The following is a 19,566-nucleotide window of genomic DNA, read 5'->3' as shown; positions in this document are numbered from 1 at the left end:
GTCAGCGCGTCACTTCTGCACGTCGCCGACGAACTGGTTCCACGAGTCCTGACCGTTCTGCTTGCCCTGCTCGACGCGCTGCATGGCGTTGCCGATCGCGGTCTGGATGTCGCCCGCCTTCGGGCCCTGGTACTGCGGGTTCAGCTTCTTCGCCGCGTCGGTGAACAGCTTGCCGATCGGGGCGTCGTTGAAGTACGGGTTCTTGTACTCCACGATGGACGGGTCCTCGTACAGCTTCGGGATCGACGGCAGCAGCCCGGCGCTCTTGAAGACCTTGGCCTGCTGCTCGGGCGCGGTCAGCCACGCCGCCAGCTCCACGGCCTTGTCGACGTTCTTGCCGGACTTGGGCACCGTGAGGTACGAGCCGCCCCAGTTGCCGCCACCGCCGGGCACCGACGTGACGTCCCACTTGCCCGCGGCCTCCGGACCGGCCTGGTCCTTGATCTTGGCCATCTGCCAGGCGGGGCACGTGACCGTCGCGAACTGGCCCTGCTTGAAGCCGGTGTTCCAGACGGGCGTCGAGTACAGCAGCTTGGCCGACAGGCCCGAGTTCACGCCGTCGACCACGAGGTCCCAGCCGGCCTTGATCTCCTTGTTGTCGCCCACGACGATCTTGTCGGTCTTGTCGTAGTAGCCGACGCTCGCCTGCCCGACGATCGCGTTGAGGACGGTCGGGCCGCCGTCGAACCACTTGACGCCCTCGGGCGCCTTCTCCTGGAACTTCTTGCCCGCGGCCATGAAGTCCTGCCAGGTCGGCCAGAGCGCGGCGACCTGGTCGCGGTCGGCCGGCAGCCCCGCGTTCTGCAGCAGGTCGCGGCGGTAGCAGATGGCGAGGCCGCCGACGTCCGTGCCGTAGCCGATCTGCTTGCCGTCCTTGCTGAGCGAGCCCTCCCACTTCCACGGCAGCCAGCGGTCCTTGAGCTGGTCACCGCCCTTGGTGTTGAGGTCGACGAACTTGTCCGGCGTGGCCTTGAACTGGTTGATGTAGCCGGTGTCCACGGCCTCGATGTCCGCAGCACCACTGCTGGTGGCGAGGTGCGCGGCGAGGTTCTTGTGGTGGTCGGAGTAGGAGGCGGTGCGGTCCGAGATCTCGACGTCGGGGTGCGCGGCGGCGTACTCCTTGAGCAGCTCGGCGTACCCGAAGTTGCCGAACAACCCGATGGTCAGCTTGGTCTTGCCACCGGACGCGGTGCCACTGCCGCAACCGCTGAGCACCAGCGCTGTCGCCAGCGCGGCGCAGCCGAGTGCGAGTGCTTTGGGGCGCATTTTCCAGGCCTCCGTTGGTTTTTGGGCGCGCTGAAGCAGGAGAAGTGGTTCTCCGGAAGAGGTGCGGCGCGAATGTGTGGCGCCTATGACAGCGGGGTTACGCGGGGCACGTCAAGTAACGAAACGATAACACACTCGGTGGAGGTAGCCGTTTGACGTGGATAACTGCTGCTCGTAAGGTCCATGTAACCGCTTACGGTCAATCAGGAGGTCCGATGGCGACCGGGCGAGAGATCGCCCAGCTCTGCGGCGTGTCCGTGGCGACGGTGTCGCGCGTCTTCAACCAGCCGGAAACGGTCAACGAGGAGACGCGGGAACGCGTGCTGCGCGTCGCGAAGGAGCTGGACTACCGGCCGAACGAGTCGGCCCGCGCGTTGTCGACGAAGCAGTCGACGATGATCGGCCTCGTCTGGGACACCGACCACCGCAGGCCGGGCTGGCGCCACCCGTACCTGCAGGACCTGTTGATAGGCCTCAAATCGGCGTTGAGCGCGCACGGCTACCACCTGCTGATGCTCGCGACGAGCGGCGACGCCCGCGAGGTCGGCGCGTCCCTCGCCGACCCGGTCGGCTACGTCAACCTGACCCGCCGCCACCACCTCGGCGGCCTGGTCCTGATCGACAGCGGCTCGGACGCCGACGCCTTCGAGGCCTTCGCGCAGTCAGGGGTCCCGTGCGTCGCACTGGACGTCGCCGTCGACGGCCCCCGCGCCACGTACGTCACGTCGGACAACTCCGGCGGCGCGCGGTCGGCCGTCCAGCACCTCCTCGGGCTGGGGCACACGCGGATCGCCACGATCACCGGCCCGGTCGGCAACCAGCCGTCCGAGGCCCGTCTGTCCGGCTACCGGGCGGCTCTGCACGAGGCCGGTGTGCCGGCGCGTGACGAATACGTGGTCGCCGGTGACTTCTACCGGGCCAGCGGAACCGCTGCGCTGCAACGCCTTCTGGCGTTGCCCGAGCCGCCCACGGCGGTGGTGGCGGCGAGCGACGAGATGGCCGTCGGCGCGCTGCTGGCCGCCCGTGCCGCCGGCGTGCGGGTGCCGGAGGACCTGGCGGTGGTGGGGTTCGACGACATCGAGATCGCGTCGGTGGTGGAGCCTGCGCTGACGACGGTGGCGCAGGACAAGCCCGGGTTCGGGGTGGCGGCGGCGAAGGCGATCATGGCGATGATCACCGGGGGTGGGCGGGAGGAGCCGGTGGTGCTGCCTACGCGGCTGGTGGTGCGGGGGTCGTGCGGGGCGGGTTAGGTGAGTGGGGTGGTGCGGGCCAGAGGGGAGAAGGCTGCGGCGCGGGGACCGGCGGGTGCGCGGGGATGGGAAGTGCGCGGAGTTGGGGGAAGTGCGCGGGGGCTGGCTGGTGAGGTCGCGCGGCGGCCACACCACTTCAACCACCCCGGCTGTCACGCCACCACGAACGGGTTCGCCCGTGTCCAGTCGTCCACGTGGAACGGCGCACCGCCGCTCGCCCGAGAAGCGTGCCCGACCACCCCACCCGGCAACCCCGCCTCGGTCATCCCCAACCGCCCCCGGTAGTCCTCCACGAACGCCGCCGCCACCTCGCCCGCACCCAAACCGGGCACGTAGTCGGCCAGCCCCGCGATGGAACTCTCCCGCAGGTCGTACCCCAGGGCCTTCGACACGTCCGCGATCACCGCACGCACCCGGTCCGACACCTCGACCTGGACGACGGTGCTGAACAACGAACCGGTCGAGGTCACGCGCTGCGCCGAGCCCACGACCTTGGTGTCGCCGCCGACGTTGATGCTGTACTCGCCGGGGCAGTACTCGCCGTCCACCTCGCCGATGCGGGCGTCCACGTCCCCCAAACCCCGCAGCACCCGGACGTGGCTCTCGGCGTTCGCCGCGAAGGTCGCGCTGCCCGCGTGGCGGATGTCCGTGGTGCTGTCGAGGTGGTCGATCACCACGGCACCGCTGTCGTAGGCGACCATCCGCCCGCCCGGCGACCTGACCACCGGCTCGAAGCCCGCCGCGCGGGCGACCTCGGTGGCGTCGGTGATGCCGGGTGAGCGGAGGTCGCGGCCGCTGAACGCGACCGTGGGGCCTTGTGGGACGTAGATGTGGACGAGCTGGGCCCACGGTGCGTTCGGGGTGCGCAGCAGCAGCGCCGGGATCAGCAGTTCGGTGGTCGCGGTCCCGGCGCTTCCGGACACCAGCAGGTTCTCGGCCACGCCGTGATTGTCGACCACGGTGTCGTCAGCCCGCCTCCCGGTACGCCGCTCCCGCCTGGTTCGGGGTGCCGCCCGGTGCGTAGAGGCCGGTGCCGGGCTTGTCCGCGGGCAGGGCGAACCACGCGTAGCGCTCGACGTAGGGCAGTCCCTCCATCATGGCGCTGGAGCCGCGAGCGAACGCCGCGAGCTGGTCCTGGGTCGGGAAGCGGGCGGTGCCGCCGGAGAAGTCGATCAGCGCGTACTCGGTGAGCCAGATCGGCTTGCCGTAGCGGGCGTGCACGGCCGAGAGGTAGTTCTTCAGGTGGCCGACGGCCGCCTCGCTGAAGTCCGAGCCGTACCAGTGCACCGCGATGAAGTCCACGCGCAGCCCGCGTTGCGCCGCGCCGGTCATGAACCTGTCGAGCCAGCCGCCCGCCTTGTCGCCGCTGTGCGCGACGGCGGGGCTGCCGAGGCGCAGTCCGGTCGCCTGCAGCTTCGGCCACAGGTCGAGTGCCTGCTCGGGGGTCATGTTGGCCTGGTCGGGGAAGTCCGGCTCGTTGAACCCGAGCAGCACCTTGCCGTTCGCCTTCGCGCGGGCGAGGGTCGCGTCGTCGGTGAACTTCGTGCCCCAGATCATCGGCACGAACTCGACGTTCGGCGGCGTCGGGATGCCGTCGGGCTGCGCGGCCCAGTTGTAGTACCAGCCCGCCCGGACGTCGGTGAGCGCCTTGCCGACGCCGTCGAAGTTCCAGGTGCTCACGCCCTTCTTCACCGACGCCGTCGCGGGGATCGCGGGCGGCGGCACGGGCTTGGGGGCCGTGGTGGTCGTCGTCGGCGCGGAGGAGGAAGTGGACGAAGGCGTGGTCGTGGGAGGTGTGGTCGTCGGGGTCGTGCTGGACGTGGTGATCGGCAGCGCGCGGGCCACCGGCTCCTCACCCGACGGCAGCACGGCGACCACGATGCCCGTGACGAGCACGGTCGCCGCCGCGGCCGCCAGCACCTTGGCCGTCGCGCTCTGCAGGAACAGGCCCGCCTTGCCCGCGGTCACCGGGGCCGCGCCGACCGGGGAGACCTGCGCGGTCACCAGCGTGGCCGGGTCGAGCCCGAACCCGAACGCGGCCGGCAGCGGCACCAGCGGCAGGCGGGCGAGCAGGCCCTCGACGGACGCCAGGTCGTGCCCGCAGCGCTCGCAGCGGACGCAGTCGCGGCTGTGCCGGGCGATCCGCTTGCGCCACAGCGGACTGGGCACGCCGTCCCACTCCGCGACGACGTAGGCCAGGTCGGGACAGCGCGGTGTGCGCTCGAGCGTCCGCACGACGATGCGCGCGGCGTCGAGCTGGGCCTTGACCCGCTGCACGCGCACGGCCGTGTGCTGGGTGGTCAGCTCCAGCGCGTTCGCCACCTCCGCGCGGGTCAGCCGCCCGGCCGCCTCCAGCCACCACAGCGACAGCAGCTCGCGCTCGTCCTCGCTGAGCCAGCGGGTGGCCGTGACGACCTCGCGGCGCTGCCCGGACAGCTGCAACCGCATGATCGTGAGGTCGACGAAGTCCGCACCAGGATCGGCGACGTCCTCCGGCACCGGGCCGGTGATCGGCACGCGCTGGTGCTCGCGGTGCCGCAGCCGGATCTGGTTCATCGCGATCACGACGAGCCACGACCGGAACCCGGCGGGGTCGCGCAGGCCGGGCAGGCCGTGCACCGCCCTGAGCATGGTCTCCTGGACCACGTCGTCGGTGTCGGGGTGCCCGCCCAGCGCGTGCCCGACGATGTTGTAGACCAGTGGCAGGTATCCGCTCACCAGGTCGTCCAACGCGCGCTGGTCGCCGTCGCGCGCGGCCACCACCGTCGCGACGCCGGGTTCCTCCGGTGCTGCCATGCCCACCTCACCTGCCGGTCCGCTGTCTCCTGACCAGGAGATGCGGGATGCATCCGGCGATAACGGAAATTTCTCGGGCCCTGGAGCCGCGTGTGCTTTCTAGCCCACGCCGGTGGTCATGACCAGAGGCGGGGACCGTCCGGCGAACTGCCGGTCCTGTCCCACGATCAGCGCTGCCACCAGGCAAAAGCGCGGATTAACGTATCGGCGTGTGCGGGAGGCAGCGGGTGAGGTGCGGATTCTCGGTCCGGTCGAGGTGTGCGGACCGCACGGCCGCGCGGAGCTGACGGGGGCCAGGCAGCGCAGCATCGTCGCGGTGCTCGCCCTGCGCGCGGGCACGCCGGTCCCGGTCGACCGGCTCGTGGACGTGCTGTGGGGTGAGGACCCGCCGCGCACGGCCGTGCGGTCGCTGCACAGCCACGTCGCGCGCGTGCGGCAGGCGCTCGCCGACTGCGGCCTGCCCGGCGCGCTCGTCACCAAGCCCGGCGGGTACCAGCTGGACGCCTCCGTCGACGCGGAGGTGTTCGGCCGCACCAGGGACCTCGGCCTGTGGCGGGGCGAGCCGCTCGCGGGCACCGAGCTGTTCGGGTGGGGCCGGGCGGAGGCCGACCGGTTGCGGGAGCAGCGGCTCGCGGCGCTGGAGGCGCACTGGGGCGAGCGGCTCGACCGGCCGGACGCCGTCGAGGAGCTGGAACGGCTGGTCGCGGGCCACCCGACCAGGGAACGGCTCGTCGGACTGCTGATGCGGGCGCTGCACCAGGACGGCAGGCACGCAGACGCGCTGGAGGTGTTCCGAAGACTCAGGCAGCGGCTCGCCGACGAGCTGGGCGTGGACCCCGGCCCCGCCCTCACGGCCCTGCACACCGCCATCCTGCGCCGCGACCCCGCCCTGCACAGCGCGAGGCCCGCCCAGCTTCCAGCCCGCGCCGGGCACTTCACCGGTCGTGTCGCCGAGTTCGCCGCCCTCGCGGACCTGCCGCCGATCGTCGTGGTCTCCGGCGTCGCCGGCGTCGGCAAGACGACCTTCGCCGTCGAGTGGGCGCGCCGCGTCGCCGGTCTCTTCCCGGACGGGCAGGTGTTCCTCGACCTGCAACGGCTCACGCCCGCCCAGGCGCTCACCGAGATGCTGCACGGCCTCGGCGTCCCCGCGGACCGGGTGCCCGCGGACCCGGCCGCGCTGTACCGGACCCTGTTGCACGGCAAGCGGGTGCTGATCCTGCTCGACGACGTGCGCCGCGCGCGGGACGTGCTGCCGCTGGTGCCCGGTGACCAGGGCAACCTGCTGCTGATCACGAGCCGCGACACGCTCTCGGCGCTCGGCACCCGCCACGCCGTGCACACCGTGAACCTCGACCTGCTCAGCGGTTCCGAGGCGCACGACCTGCTGACCGGCATCCTCGGCGAGCAGCGGGTGGGCGCCGAGCCCGGTGCGACGGCCGAGCTCGTGGTCCACTGCGGACGGCTGCCGCTCGCGTTGCGCATCGCCGCCGCCCGGCTCGCGATCCGGCCCGGCAGGCGGATCGCGGACCTCGTGCGGGAGCTGACCCGCAACGACCCGCTGGACGTGCTGACGGTCGACGGCGACGACCGGACGGTCCGCACCGTGTTCGCCAGTGCGCACCGGACGTTGAGCCCGCAGGCCGCGAGGCTGTTCCGCGTGCTCGGCGAACACCCCGGTGCGAGCTTCCCCGCCGACCTCGCCGACGCGATGGGGCCCGGCCTCGACGAGCTGGTCACCTCGCACCTCGTCAGCGAGATGGGCAACGGCCGGTACGCCCTGCACGACCTGATCCGGCTGTTCGCGCGGCAGAGCGGTGACCTCGGTGACGGCGTGGAACGCTTGCTGGACCGCTATCTCACCATCGCGCACGCGGCCGGCGAGGTGCTGAACCCGCGTCACGACCTGGTCGTGCGGGAGCGTTCCGACGACCTCCCGTTCGGCGCCGACCGCGTCGAGGTGCTCGCCTACCTCGACGCCGAGCGCGACAACGTGCTGCACGTGATCCGGCTGGCCGCCCGCGAGGGCCTGCACCGCGAGACGTGGCAGCTGGCCTACCTGCTGACGAGCTACTTCGAGGCGCGCGGCAACTGGGCGGCCCGCGTCGAGCAGTGCGAACACGCCGTCCGGGCCGCCCGCGCGCTCGGCGACCGGCGCGCCGAGGCCGAAATGCTGCGCGGACAGGGGATCGCGCTGCAGATGACCTCCCGCATCGCCGAAGCCATGGTGGTGCAACGGGAAGCGCTCGCACTGGTCCGTGAGGCGGGCGACCTGCGCGGAGAAGCAAGGCTGCACAACAACATCGCCAACGCGCACTCCGAGCTGCGCGAGTTCGACCGGGCGCTGGAGTCCTACCGCGCGGCCATGGACGTGCACGGTGCCGTGGGGGACGAGGTCGGTGTCGCGCTGGCCCGGCGGAACCTCGGCTACACCTACGTCCGCATGGGGCGGCCCGAACTGGCGGCCCCGCCGTTGTTCGCGGCGCTGGACACGTTCCGCGCCGAGGACAACCGACGGCTGGAGGCGGCGACGTTGATGACGCTCGGCAACGCCTACCACCAGCTCGCCGACCTCGAACCGGCGTTGCGCTGCTTCGGGGACGCGCTGGCGATCAGCCGGGAGATCACCGACCACCGCTTCGAGGCCGACGCGCTGATCGGCCTCGGCATCACCCAGCTCGCGCTCGGAGATCCCGCGGTGGCCGGGAAAAGTCTCACCGACGCGCTCGCGGTGTGCCGCACCCTCGGCGACGGGCACCGCGAGGCGTCGGCGTTGCGCCGGCTCGCCGAGGCGGAACTGGCGATGAACGACCTGGCCGCCGCCCGCGAGCACCTCGGCGCCGCCCTCCAGGCGAGGACCCAGGCCCCGGACGGGTTCGAGGAGGCCCAGGTCCACCGCGCGCTCGCCGGCCTGGAGGGCCGGTGCGGGCGGTGGACCCCGGCTGCCCGGCACCTGGCTCAGGCCGTCAGCCTGTTCACGTCCTGCCGGCGATCGTGAACACGGCGACCCGCTTGCCCACCTGGCCGTTCCTCACCGCCGTGATCTCCAGCGTGAACTGCTTCTTCTCGCCGGTCACGCGCAACACCCGGTACGGCACACCGGCCTGGGCCCGGCCGGCCTTGATCGTCACCGTTCCGCGCGGTGCGGCCTGGTAGTCCTCGCCCTGCTTCGCCGTGCCGTCGACGAACCGGTAGGACACCTCGACGTCCTGCTGCGCCGGGCCGTTGCGCAGTGCCAGCGTCGCGGTGTACGAGTCCGCCTTCTCGTGCACCGGGCCGTCGAACGCGTCCACGACGACCGGGCAGTCCGGCGGTTCGCAGTCCGTTGCTCCGCGCGCGGGCACGATCCCGAGCAGAAGCAGCAACAACACCATGATGGTCTTCATTGACAACCCTTTCGGTGGGTCCGTCTCCGAGTAACGGAGACGGACCCACCGGGGTTGATACTCAGTCCTTCTCGTTGATCAGGTACTGCGCGCCGCCGAGGTCCACGCCCTGGGCGTCGGTCTGGCGAACGTGCAGCTCCGCCGGACCGGTCTCCCGGTCGGTCTCGAACGTCAGCGCGGTCTCGACGCGTTCGTCACCCTTGAGCACCAGGCCGTCGAAACGGGCCTTGGTGTCGGCGACCTGGAACTGCGTCTCGCCGACCTGCTTCACGCCGGTCGCCCTGCCACCGGCGGCCTTCCACCGGGCGGTGAGCTCCTGGCCGAGGTCGAACGTGATCACACCGGCGAACGGCTGCGGCTGCTCGAGGATCAACGCCTGCCGGGCGTCGGCGCGATCGGGGTTGCCGATCGTGTACGGCACGCGGACGGGCTCGAACGGCCGCACCCGCACGGAGTCGACGTTGCGCCACGCGATGTTGTTGTTCCGCTGCGCGTTCTGCTGGGTGTTGGGGGTCTCGGCGAACGTCATCGGGTCGGCGTTCGACACCCAGCGGGCGAGCAGGCAGAAGTGCGCGGGGCCGGGGACGTTCCAGCCAGGCCACGTGATCATTACCGTGGTGCCGGCCACCGGCACGGTCGAGCCGGCGGTGCCGATGAACGTCCAGCCGCCCGGCCACGCGGTGCCACCGCCGAGGTTGCTGCGGTAGAGGTGCAGGCTGCCGTCGATGGTGCCGACCGCGCCCGGCTTGCGTCTCAGGTTGACGAAGACGTAGTTGTTGACCCCGACGATCGGGTTCTGGGACACGGCGCACGGCACCGGCGTGTGGCACACCTTGATGTCCGGGCTGTAGTAGATGCTGCCGGTGCTGGGCTCGTTGCCGACGTCGCTCACGTTGTCGCGGACGAAGACGTCGCGCTGGTACGGCGTGGCGCTGACGGCCGGCGCGATGAGCGTCGCGGCCGCCAGCAGCCCCACCAGCACCGTTGCCAGTTTGGCTTTCACCATGGCCTCCCTCGGTTGTGGTCGTGCTGACCGAAGGAGTACCGGCGAGCTGTTGTGGCGACGTTGTCGTGCGGTTGTCAGTACGGCCCGATGAGCCGGTAGCCGGGCCACAGTTCGGCCCACGGGGCCTTCGGACCGCGGCACACCGAGATCGCACGACCCTGTTCGGTGGTTGCGAGGTCGAGACCGTTGTCGATGCGCGCGAACACCGTGCACTCGCGGAAGTCCTGCGCCAGCCTGTCCTCGGCCACGCCCACCGCGATCACGACATCCGCGGTGTCCGGCGGCGGTCCGTTGAAGTAGAGCTCGTTGTGCCCGCTGTGGATCCGGGGGAGCGGGCGGTCGTCGCGCATCCAGTGCAACGCGCCCGCCTCGCCGAAGTTCCGCGTCAGCACCACGGCACGCGACCGTTCTCCCGCGGGCAGGGCGGCGTAGGCGTCCTTCACCTGCCCGACCAGCCCCTCCCAGCCGATCGTCTCGGTCGTCAGGCTCGACGCGGGGTACTGCGCGAACACGCGTGCGGGCAGCACCGGCAGCGTCACGACGACCTGCACCGCGGCGAAGACCGCGAACAGGGAAACGGCCGCCGGCACCCGCTTCCGGCCTTGGGTCAGCCACTCGTCGACGAGCACGCACCCCGCGGCGATCAGCGGCACCAGGTAGCCCTCGGTGTAGTCGATGCCGCTGGGGGCGACGGCGAGGACGAGTGCCGTGCCGAGCAGGTAGGCCGCACCCAACGCCCGCACAGGTCGCCACCGCGGCCGGCGCAGGACACCCGCCAGGCCCACCACCATGATCGCGGCCACCACCGGCCCGGCCAGGATGGCGACGTCGAGGGGGAACATCAGCCCGTCGGTCCAGACCCCGTCCGACAACGCCCGTGCCATCACGAGCTGCGGCCAGCCGTTGACCGCCTGGTAGACGAGGTTCGGTGCGCTGATCACCAGCGTCAGTCCGGCACCGGCCCACGGCCACGGGCTGCGCAGTTCCCTGCGCGGCCCCACGACCAGCAGGGCCACCAGCAACGTCACCGGCAGCAGGAGCACGACGTACTTGGCGTACGTGGCCACTCCGCACGTGATCCCGGCGGCGAGCCACCACCGGCCGTCCCCGCGCTGCAACGCCCGCACGGCGAACAGCGCCACCGCGCACCACGCGACCAGGTCCGGGCTGTTGGTCAGCAGGAAGTGGCTCATCGCGAGCACCATGCCGGACGTGCCCGCGGCGGCGGCCGAGAGCACCTGCGCCCGCGGGCCGCCGCCCAGTTCCGCGGTGATCAGCGCGGCGAGCACGACGATCGCGATGCCGCACAGCAACGCGGGCGCCCGGATGCCCCAGACCGTGTCACCGAACAGGACCGAGCCGGCCTTGGCGAGGAGGGGCGCGAGCGGTGGCTGGTCGAAGTAGCCCCAGCGCGGGTCGTCGCCCAGCATCCGGAAGTAGAGCTCGTCGGCCGTGAGCCCGTAGTTCCCGGCGAACGGGAACACCAGGGCCGCGAACAGCCCCGCGACCACCGCCACCGGGCGCCACGCCGGCGCGACGGCGGTGCCGCCCCGCGTTGCCACGCCCTGCACCGTCAACACCGCGATCGCTCCCCTCTTCGGTGACCGGGGGAGCCACCGCGTCGGCGAGGGTAGCGGGAAATGAAAGGTCCCATGATTGAACGACAAGCGCCCATACCAGCTTTCCGAACGCCTCGCCGCAAAACAACGCGAATGTGGAGGATTGGTCCGAGAATGGCGCGTGAGCACGTGTTCGGCCATCTCAATTGGTGGGCGCAAAACGCGCACGATTACCAAATCGTGGACGAAGGTGAAGGTTTTTGACCGTTGTGTGACGCGTCACACAGACTTTCGTCACGCCATGTGTTGGAGTGGGTGCGGCACGTGACATTTCCTGGCTGTCCACCAATTGGCCTATAAGCGGATTGATGAAATTTATAAGAGCCGAATTGGGCTGTTCGGCGGATTCGTGCTGGTCGCGGGCCTGGCTAATCTGCGGTTGTCGCTTAGGCGGCTCTGGGGGCTTCTTTGGGGTGGGGTGCTTTCGTCGACCCGGTTATTCGCGTGCACGTTGCGTGAATTTGCGGTATCGGCGGATGACGCAAGGGGGTTTTCATGGCCGTTGTACGAGAATTCATCCGCGAGTCGCGCGCGGGATCGTACCCGCACAGGTGCGGCGTCGGTGATCCGTTGATCTCCGAACGCCCCTGAGCGGTCGACCTCTTCCCGCCGGCACCGCCCTGTCCGGCCCTGGTCCGCGAGCACGGACTTCAAAAAGTGCTCTTCACCCGCTGTATCTGTGACTTCAGCGGTCTCTCTGTCCCGTTGTGTCGGGGCCATCTGCAATGAGGAGCGTTTCAGTGGTTGAGCGGCGCGTGCCCGGCGTCCGGTACTCGCTGACGGCGGCGCAGGTCGACATGTGGCTGTCGGCCGAGTTGCTCGGGGACACCCCCGAGTTCAACCCGGCCCAGTACGTGGTCCTGCGCGGAGCCGTCGACGAGGAACTCCTGCGGACGAGCGCCCGCGTCGCGGTGGGGGAGTCCGACGCGTACCGGCTGTTCTTCGGCGAACGCGCGGACGGCACGCCCTGGCAGGCGTTGGCCGGCGAGCTCCCCGCCGACGTCCTGCCGGTGGTGGACCTGCGCGGCGAGCCCGATCCCGTTGCCGCGGCACGGTCGTGGACGCTCGCCGAGGCCGCCCGGCCGCTCGACCACCGGACCGCACCGCTCTGGCGCTGGGCGCTGCTGCGCGTCGCCGACGCCGAGTACTGGTGGTACCACCGCGCCCACCACCTGATCTCGGACCTCTTCACCTTCCACCTGCTCACCCAGCGCGTGGCGGAGATCTACGCGGGCGAGCACCGGCCCCGCTACTTCGGTTCGTGGGCCGACGTCGTGGCCGAGGACGAGGCCTACCGGCGCTCCGCCGACCGCGAGGCCGACGAGCGGTACTGGCTGGAGTCCGTCGCCGCGGCGGTGCAGGGCCGTGACGAACGCCGTCCCGACCGGCAGCGTCCCTCGCGGCGGCGCGCGGTCGCCGTCGACCCGGCGTTGCGGTCCGCCGTGGTGGACCGGGCGGCCTCGCTGGGCATGCGCGTCCCGCACTTCCTCGTCTCGGCTTTCGCCGCCTACCAGCGTTCTCTGACCGATCGCGACGACGTGGTGTTCAGCCTGCCCACGGCCGCCCGCCGCAGTCCGCTGTCGCGCGCGACTCCCGGTCTGCTGGCGAACGTCGCACCTGTCGTGCTGCACCTGCCGGACTCCCTGACGGTCCGCGAGCTGGCCGGCGCCACCACCGCGCGACTGGCGGAGATCGGTGCCCGGTCGCGGTACCGCGGTGAGGACCTGGCCCGCAGGCTCGGTGTCACCGGCAACGGGGCGTGGTTCGGTCCCACCCTGAACGTCGTCGACTTCGTCCGGCCGCACCACTTCGGTCCCGGCGTGGTCGCGGACGTGCCGCGGAACCTGGCCGTCGGGCCGATCCGCGACCTCACCGTCACCACCTACGGCTGGTCGCACGGCTCGCAGGCCTGGCTGGACGTCGACGTCGAGGACGGCGTGGCGGCCGAAGCCGAGCTGGCGCTGCACGAGGAGCGGTTCCTGGACGTGCTGGACCGGCTCGCGACCGGTCCCGCGGGCGGACGCGTGCCTTCGTCCACTGTGGACCTGCCGGTGACCCGCCGGTGGGGTGCCGGGGCGGAGCAGGAGCCCACCGCGACCGTGCCGGAGCTGATCGCCGGGCAGGCGGCGGAGGGGGTCGCCGTGGTGTGCGGCGACCAGCGGCTGACGTTCGGCGAGCTGGGTGCCCGGGCCGGCGGGGTGGCTGCCCGGTTGCGGCAGGCCGGGGTGTCGGTGGAGTCGCCCGTCGCGGTGCTGGTGCCGCGCGGACTCGAGCTGGCGGTCGCGTTCCAGGGCGTGTTGCGGTCGGGCGGCGTGTACGTGCCGGTGAACCCGGGGTTGCCGCGGGAGCGGCTGGAGTTCGTGCTGGCGGACGCGGGCGTCGTGGCCGCGGTGGTGACGCGGGACCTCGTGGGTGAGCTGGAGTGGTTCACCGGTGAGGTCGTCGTGCTCGACGACACCGTGTCGGACGAGCCGCCGGTGGCGATCGATCCGAGTTCGCTGGCGTACATCGCTTACACCTCGGGTTCGACCGGGCGTCCGAAGGGCGTCGCGGTGACGCACGCTGCGTTGTCCTCGTACGTCGCGGGGTGGCGTGAAGGGCTGGCCTCGCTGGGGGGTCCGGGCACGGTGCTGTCGATGTCGGGCCCCGGTTTCGACGTGTCGATCGGGGACATGACGCGGGCGTTGGCGTTCGGGCAGACCGTGGTCTTCCTGCCGCACGACGAGGTCGTGTCGGTGGAGTCGCTGCACGAGACCTTGGTGCGCCATGAGGTCGAGATCGCCGAGATCGTGCCGGGCATGCTGCTGCGCGACCTGGCCGCGCACTGCCGCGAGGCGGGACCGGTGGAGTCGTTGCGCCTGGTCATCTCGGGCACCGACATGTGGACGTACGACGCGCTCGTGTCCGCTGTCGGGGCCGTGGCGCCCAACGCCGTGCCGGGCAACGTGTTCGGCGTGACCGAGGCGGCGATCGACTCGATCTTCCACGCGGTGACCGCGCTGCCGGAGCGCGAGGGCGAGGTGGTGCCGATCGGCGGCCCGCTCGCCGGGGTCGACGCGTTCGTCGTCGACGGGGCGTTGCGGCCGGTGCCCGTCGGTGTCGAGGGTGAGTTGCTCGTCGGCGGTGCCGGTCTGGCGCGCGGCTACGCGGGGCGTCCGGATCTGACGGCGGAACGGTTCCTGCCGGACGTGTTCGGCTCGGCCGGAGGCCGGCTCTACCGCACGGGTGACCGGGCGCGGTGGCGCGCGGACGGCGTGCTGGAGTTCCTCGGCCGGGTCGACGAGCAGGTCAAGATCCGCGGCTACCGGGTGGAGCCCGGTGAGGTCGAGGTCGTCATCGGCGACCACGAGAACGTGCGCGATGTCGTCGTGGTCGCCAGGGATGGCGGGCCGCACGGCGGTAAGCGGCTGGTCGCGTACGTGGTGGCCGAAGGGGAGTTCAGCGCGAAGGAGCTGCGGTCGTGGCTGCGGGAGCGGGTGCCCGACTACCTGGTGCCGTCGGTGTTCGTGGTCTTGGACCGACTGCCGCTGACGCCCAACGGCAAGGTCGACCGGCGCGGACTGCCGGACCCCGAGCCCGAGACCGCGGAGGCCTACGAGGCGCCGCGAACGTCCACTGAGGACGCACTCGCGTCGGTGTGGGCGCAGGTGCTGGGCGTCGGACGCGTTGGTGTGCACGACAACTTCTTCGAGCTCGGCGGCGACTCGATCCTGGGCCTGCAGATCGTGGCACGGGCGCGTGCCGCCGGGCTGGGGCTGGGCGTGGCCGACGTGCTGGCGCACCAGACGGTGGCCGAGCTGGCGGCCGTCGTGCGGGACACCCCTGCCGTCACGCTGGCGGAGCAGGGCGTGGTGACCGGGCCGGTGCCGATGACGCCGATCCAGCACTGGTTCCTGGCCCAGGACGTCGAGGACCGCGACCACTGGAACTGGTCGGGTGTGTTCGAACTGGCGCCCGGCACGGACTCCGGACGTCTGGCCGACGCGATCAACGTCCTGGTCGCGCACCACGACGCGCTCAGGATCCGGTTCACGCCCGACGGTCAGCACAACGCCGGTATCGAGCCCGTCGGCCTGAGGACGGTCGAGGGCGACTCGGACGTCGCCGCCGAGATGACGGTGGCGCAGAGGTCGTTGCGGCTGGCGAACGGTCCGCTGGTGGCGGCGGTGTTCTTCGACCGGGGCGACGAGCCCGCGTGGCTCGGTCTCGTGGTCCACCACCTGGTGATGGACGGCGTGTCGTGGGCCGTGCTGCTGGAAGACCTCGGCACCGCCTACCGCGGGCGGGAACTGGGGCCGAAGACGACGTCGTTCCAGCAGTGGGCCGAGCGGCTCCAGGACTTCGACGCGAGCGCGGAACGGGACCACTGGGCCGCGGCGACGTCCGGTGTGGTGGCGCTGCCGGTCGACGGCGACGGGCCGAACGACGAACGCTCCGCGCGGGTGCACACGACGTTCCTGGACGCTGCGACGACCAGCGCGTTGCTGGGGGACGCGCACAAGGCGTACCGCACGCAGGGCAACGACCTCCTGCTGACGGCGTTGGTGCGCACGCTCGGTCCGTGGGCCGGCACCGACGAGCTGACGATCGACCTGGAGAGCCACGGTCGGGAGGCGATCGCGGACGGGGTCGACCTGTCGCGCACGGTCGGGTGGTTCACGTCGATCTTCCCGGTGCGGCTGAGCCGGCACGAGGACGTCGGCGCGACCGTCAAGGCGGTCAAGGAGCAGCTGCGTGCGGTGCCGCGCCGCGGTGTCGGCTACGGCGCGTTGCGGTGGCTGCACGGCGAACTGGCCGGCGCGCCGGACCGCCCGGTGCTGTTCAACTACCTGGGATCCGGTGCGGCGACGGGCGACCTGCTGCGGCGCGAGCTGCCGGTGGCCCTGCGGGGTGCCGCGACGGCCGGTCGTGGCACGCGGTCGCACGTGCTGAACCTGGAGGTGACCCGCACGGCCGACGGGCGGTTGCAGGTCGAGTGGCACTACAGCGCCGGCCTGCACGAGGCCGCGACCGTCGAGCGGCTGGCCGCGACCTACCGGCGTGAGCTGGAGGAACTGGTCGCCCACTGCCGGTCGGGCGCTTCGGGTCTCACGCCGTCGGACTTCCCGCTGGCGTCGTTGGCGCAGCACGAGGTCGACCGGCTGGCCGCGCGGTTCCCGGACCTGGCGGACGTGTACCGGTTGGCACCGGTGCAGTCCGGCATGTTGTTCGGTGTCGTGGGCGCCCCGGCCGAGGACGGGCTCTACTGGGGCCAGGGGATCTACGAGCTCACCGGGACCGTGGACGCGGACCGGCTCGCCGGCGCGTGGCGGACGGTGGTCGCCCGTCAAGCAGCGTTGCGCAGCGGGTTCGTGTGGGAAGGCGTCAGCGAACCGGTCCAGGTCGTGCTCGCCGACGTCGACGTGCCGCTGCGGACGCACGACTGGTCGAGCCTCGACTCGGCGGCCCAGGACGCCCGGTTGCGGGAGTTGCTGGCGGAGGACAGGGCGCTGGGCTTCGACCTCGCCGCGCCGCCGTTGACGCGCCTGTACCTGGTCGACCGCGGTCTCGGGCAGCACTGGCTGGTGTGGGGGCTGTACCAGGGTCTTTGTGACGGGTGGAGTCTGCCCGTCGTTCTCGACGAGGTGCTGGCGGCCTACGACGGTGCGTCGCTCGCTCCGGCGCGGTCGTACCGCGAGTTCATCGCGTGGCTGGACGGCCGTGATGCCGGTGAGTCGTTCTGGCGGTCCTGTTTGGACGGTTTCGAGGCACCGACGCCGCTGCCGGTGGACCGATTGGCCACCAGCCACTACGCGCAGGACCGCAGGCGCACGCACCTCGACGCGACCGTGACCGCCGGGCTGCTCGAGCTGGCCCGCCGCGAGCGCGTGACGTTGTCGGCGGTCGTGCAGGCCGCGTGGGCGAAGGTGCTGTCGGCGTCCTCCGGTGAGGACGAGGTGGTCTTCGGCCTGACCGTGTCGGGCCGGCCACCGGAGCTCGGCGGGGTCGAGTCGACCGTCGGCCTGTTCATCAACACGCTGCCGGTGCGGACCGCGGTGCCGTCGGACACGCCGTTCGCCGACTGGTTGCGCGAGCTGCGGGACAACCAGGCCGCCTTGCAGCAGTTCGAGCACACGCCGCTGGTGGACGTGCAGCGCTGGTCCTCGGTGCCCGGTGGGAGGGCGCTGTTCGACAGCATCGTCGTGCTGCGCAACTACCCCGGTGGGCAGAGCCGCGTCGCCGACTTCGAGCTGTCGCCGCTGGTCGACTCGGTGGAGCAGGGCAACTACCCGCTCACCTTAGCCGTCGACGTGGAGGCGGAGCTCAAGATCGAGGCCGAGTTCTCCACCGCCGCTTTCGACGCCGTGACGGTCGAACGCGTCCTGGACCAGCTCGTGGTCGTGCTGACCGCGGTCGTCGAGCAGCCGGGCATGGTCGTGAGGGACGTGCCGTTGCAACGTCCCGAACAGGCCGCTGCGCTGATGGCGTGGGGCGAGACCCGCGAGCCCGCCGCCGAACGCCCGGTGCCGGACCTGATCGACGACTGGGCGCGGATCTCGCCCGAGGTCGCGGTGGTCTGCGGTGCGGAGAGCCTGACGTTCGCCGAACTCGGGTTCCGGGCGGAGGCGCTGGCCGGACGGCTCCAGCAGACCGGTGTGGTGGCCGGGTCCCGGGTCGCGGTGCTGGTGCCGCGCGGGATCGAGCTCGCCGTCGCGTTCCAGGGCGTGCTGCGGTCCGGTGGCGTGTACGTGCCGATCAATCCCGGGCTGCCGGCCGAACGGCTCGCGTTCCTGCTGGAGGACGCCGGCGCGACCGTCGCCGTCACGACCTCGGCGCTGGCCGGGGAACTGACCGGGCTCGCCGACGTGCTGGTGCTGGACGACTCGCCGGGCTTCGGCGCGCTGCCGGTGCGGATCGATCCCGGCGCGCTGGCCTACGTGGCCTACACCTCGGGTTCCACCGGTCGCCCGAAGGGCGTCGCGGTGACGCACGCCGCGTTGTCCTCGTACGTCGCGGGATGGCGTGAAGGACTGGCCGACCTGGGTGGTCCGGGCACGGTGTTGTCGATGTCGGGGCCCGGGTTCGACGTGTCGATCGGGGACATGACGCGGGCGTTGGCGTTCGGTCGGACGGTGGTGTTCCTACCGCACGACGAGCACGTGACCGTGGAGTCGTTGCACGAGACGTTGGTGGACCACGAGGTCGAGGTCGCGGAGATCGTGCCGGGCATGCTGCTGCGCGACCTGGCCGCGCACTGCCGGGAGGCCGGGCCGGTCAAGTCGCTGCGCCTGGTCATCTCGGGCACGGACATGTGGACGCACGACGCGTTGACGACCGCGGTGGCGGAGGTGGCGCCGAACGCGGTGCCGGGCAACGTGTTCGGGGTGACCGAGGCGGCGATCGACTCGATCTTCCACCCGGTCGGCGAGGACCACCCTGCCGCCGTGGTGCCGATCGGCACGCCGCTGGCCGGTGCCAGGGCCGTCGTGGTCGACTCGGCGATGCGGCCGGTCCCGGTGGGTGTTCCCGGCGAGCTGCTGGTCGGTGGATCCGGTGTGGCGCAGGGGTATGTGAACCGGCCCGACCTGACGGCCGAACGGTTCGTGCCCGACGTGTTCGGTGCGGCCGGTGGACGGCTCTACCGCACGGGTGACCGGGCTCGGTGGCGTGCGGACGGCACGATCGAGTTCCTCGGGCGCGTCGACGAGCAGGTCAAGATCCGCGGCTATCGCGTGGAACCCGGTGAGGTCGAGGTCGTCCTCGGCGACCACCCCGGTGTGCGCGATGTCGTGGTGGTGGCCCGGGATGGCGGGCCGCACGGCGGCAAGCGCCTGGTGGCTTACGTGGTCGCCGAGGACGGCGGCGTCATCGGTTCGGTGCTGCGCTCCTGGTTGCGTGAGCGCGTGCCGGACTACCTGGTGCCGTCGGTGTTCGTTGCGCTGGAACGGCTCCCGCTCACGCCGAACGGCAAGGTCGACCGGCGCGGGCTGCCCGACCCGGAGCCGGAGACGACCGGTGAGGCGTTCGTGGCGCCCCGCAACGCTGTCGAGGAGACGCTCGCGGCGGTGTGGTCGCAGGTGCTCGGCGTCGAGCGCGTCGGGATGCACGACAACTTCTTCGAGCTGGGCGGCGACTCGATCCTGAGCCTGCAGATCGTCGCCCGCGTCCGTGCCGCGGACCTGGGTGTCGACGTGGCGGACGTGTTCGCCCACCAGACCGTCGCCGAACTCGCTCTCGCCGTCCGCGAGACGCCCGTGGTGTCCCTG

Annotated in this window: 9 protein-coding genes (1 of these 9 only partly in view); 3 read left to right on the top strand and 6 right to left on the bottom strand. The window is 71.5% G+C overall.

From position 1 onward, the window contains the following. Positions 1-9 precede the first annotated feature (9 nt). Positions 10-1,266 carry an ABC transporter substrate-binding protein gene (locus BMY74_RS20410; protein WP_089918215.1) on the bottom strand — a complete coding sequence of 419 codons (1,257 nt, stop codon included), beginning with the start codon at positions 1,264-1,266 and terminating at the stop codon, positions 10-12. A gap of 215 nt (positions 1,267-1,481) precedes the next feature. On the opposite strand from BMY74_RS20410, the gene BMY74_RS20405 reads away from it, so the two are divergent. Then, entirely contained in the window at positions 1,482-2,516 is a 1,035-nt protein-coding gene (locus BMY74_RS20405) for a LacI family DNA-binding transcriptional regulator (protein ID WP_089918214.1), read from the top strand. Between the two features lie 152 nt (positions 2,517-2,668). Here the strand turns inward: BMY74_RS20405 and BMY74_RS20400 are convergent, their stop codons facing one another. Together BMY74_RS20400 and BMY74_RS20395 are read right to left on the bottom strand one after the other, a co-directional pair. Further along, complete coding sequence (locus BMY74_RS20400; protein WP_143091640.1) at positions 2,669-3,457, bottom strand: lipoyl protein ligase domain-containing protein; 789 nt, start codon at positions 3,455-3,457, stop codon at positions 2,669-2,671. A gap of 25 nt (positions 3,458-3,482) precedes the next feature. Then, positions 3,483-5,312, bottom strand: a complete 1,830-nt coding sequence (locus BMY74_RS20395) for a sigma-70 family RNA polymerase sigma factor (RefSeq protein WP_089918210.1) — start codon at positions 5,310-5,312, stop codon at positions 3,483-3,485. Between the two features lie 211 nt (positions 5,313-5,523). Here BMY74_RS20395 and BMY74_RS20390 point away from each other — a divergent pair, with 211 nt between their 5' ends. Next, a complete protein-coding gene (locus tag BMY74_RS20390) occupies positions 5,524-8,307 on the top strand; it encodes an AfsR/SARP family transcriptional regulator (RefSeq protein ID WP_245786257.1) in 2,784 nt (927 codons plus the stop codon). On the opposite strand, the gene BMY74_RS20385 is transcribed toward BMY74_RS20390, so the two are convergent. The 3 genes from BMY74_RS20385 to BMY74_RS20375 all read right to left on the bottom strand — a co-directional run bounded on the left by BMY74_RS20385 (position 8,285) and on the right by BMY74_RS20375 (position 11,263). Continuing rightward, positions 8,285-8,695 carry a Calx-beta domain-containing protein gene (locus BMY74_RS20385; protein ID WP_089918208.1) on the bottom strand — a complete coding sequence of 137 codons (411 nt, stop codon included), beginning with the start codon at positions 8,693-8,695 and terminating at the stop codon, positions 8,285-8,287. The genes BMY74_RS20390 and BMY74_RS20385 overlap by 23 nt on opposite strands. A 61-nt stretch (positions 8,696-8,756) precedes the next feature. Next, positions 8,757-9,698, bottom strand: a complete 942-nt coding sequence (locus BMY74_RS20380) for a hypothetical protein (protein WP_143091639.1) — start codon at positions 9,696-9,698, stop codon at positions 8,757-8,759. 77 nt (positions 9,699-9,775) lie between these two features. Continuing rightward, on the bottom strand, positions 9,776-11,263 hold the full coding sequence (locus tag BMY74_RS20375) for an ArnT family glycosyltransferase (protein ID WP_177229837.1): 1,488 nt from the start codon (positions 11,261-11,263) through the stop codon (positions 9,776-9,778). Between the two features lie 797 nt (positions 11,264-12,060). Between BMY74_RS20375 and BMY74_RS20370 the strand changes: the two genes are divergently transcribed. Continuing rightward, positions 12,061-19,566 carry the start of a non-ribosomal peptide synthase/polyketide synthase gene (locus tag BMY74_RS20370; protein WP_143091637.1) on the top strand. Its footprint extends 23,355 nt past the window's final position, so the window shows 7,506 of its 30,861 coding nt (coding positions 1-7,506); it begins with the start codon at positions 12,061-12,063; its stop codon lies off the right edge, out of view.

This window comes from Lentzea albida (assembly GCF_900111005.1).
In the GTDB taxonomy this organism is placed as follows: Bacteria; Actinomycetota; Actinomycetes; order Mycobacteriales; family Pseudonocardiaceae; genus Lentzea; species Lentzea albida.
The sequence above is the reverse complement of the archived record's forward strand: the minus strand, read 5'-3'. Positions and strand labels throughout refer to the sequence as shown.

Bases quoted from the DNA above. Each gene is read 5' to 3' on its own strand.
- BMY74_RS20410 (WP_089918215.1), bottom strand. From the start codon at position 1,266: ATGCGCCCCAAAGCACTCGCACTCGGCTGCGCCGCGCTGGCGACAGCG.
- BMY74_RS20405 (WP_089918214.1), top strand. From the start codon at position 1,482: ATGGCGACCGGGCGAGAGATCGCCCAGCTCTGCGGCGTGTCCGTGGCG.
- BMY74_RS20395 (WP_089918210.1), bottom strand. From the start codon at position 5,312: ATGGCAGCACCGGAGGAACCCGGCGTCGCGACGGTGGTGGCCGCGCGC.
- BMY74_RS20385 (WP_089918208.1), bottom strand. From the start codon at position 8,695: ATGAAGACCATCATGGTGTTGTTGCTGCTTCTGCTCGGGATCGTGCCC.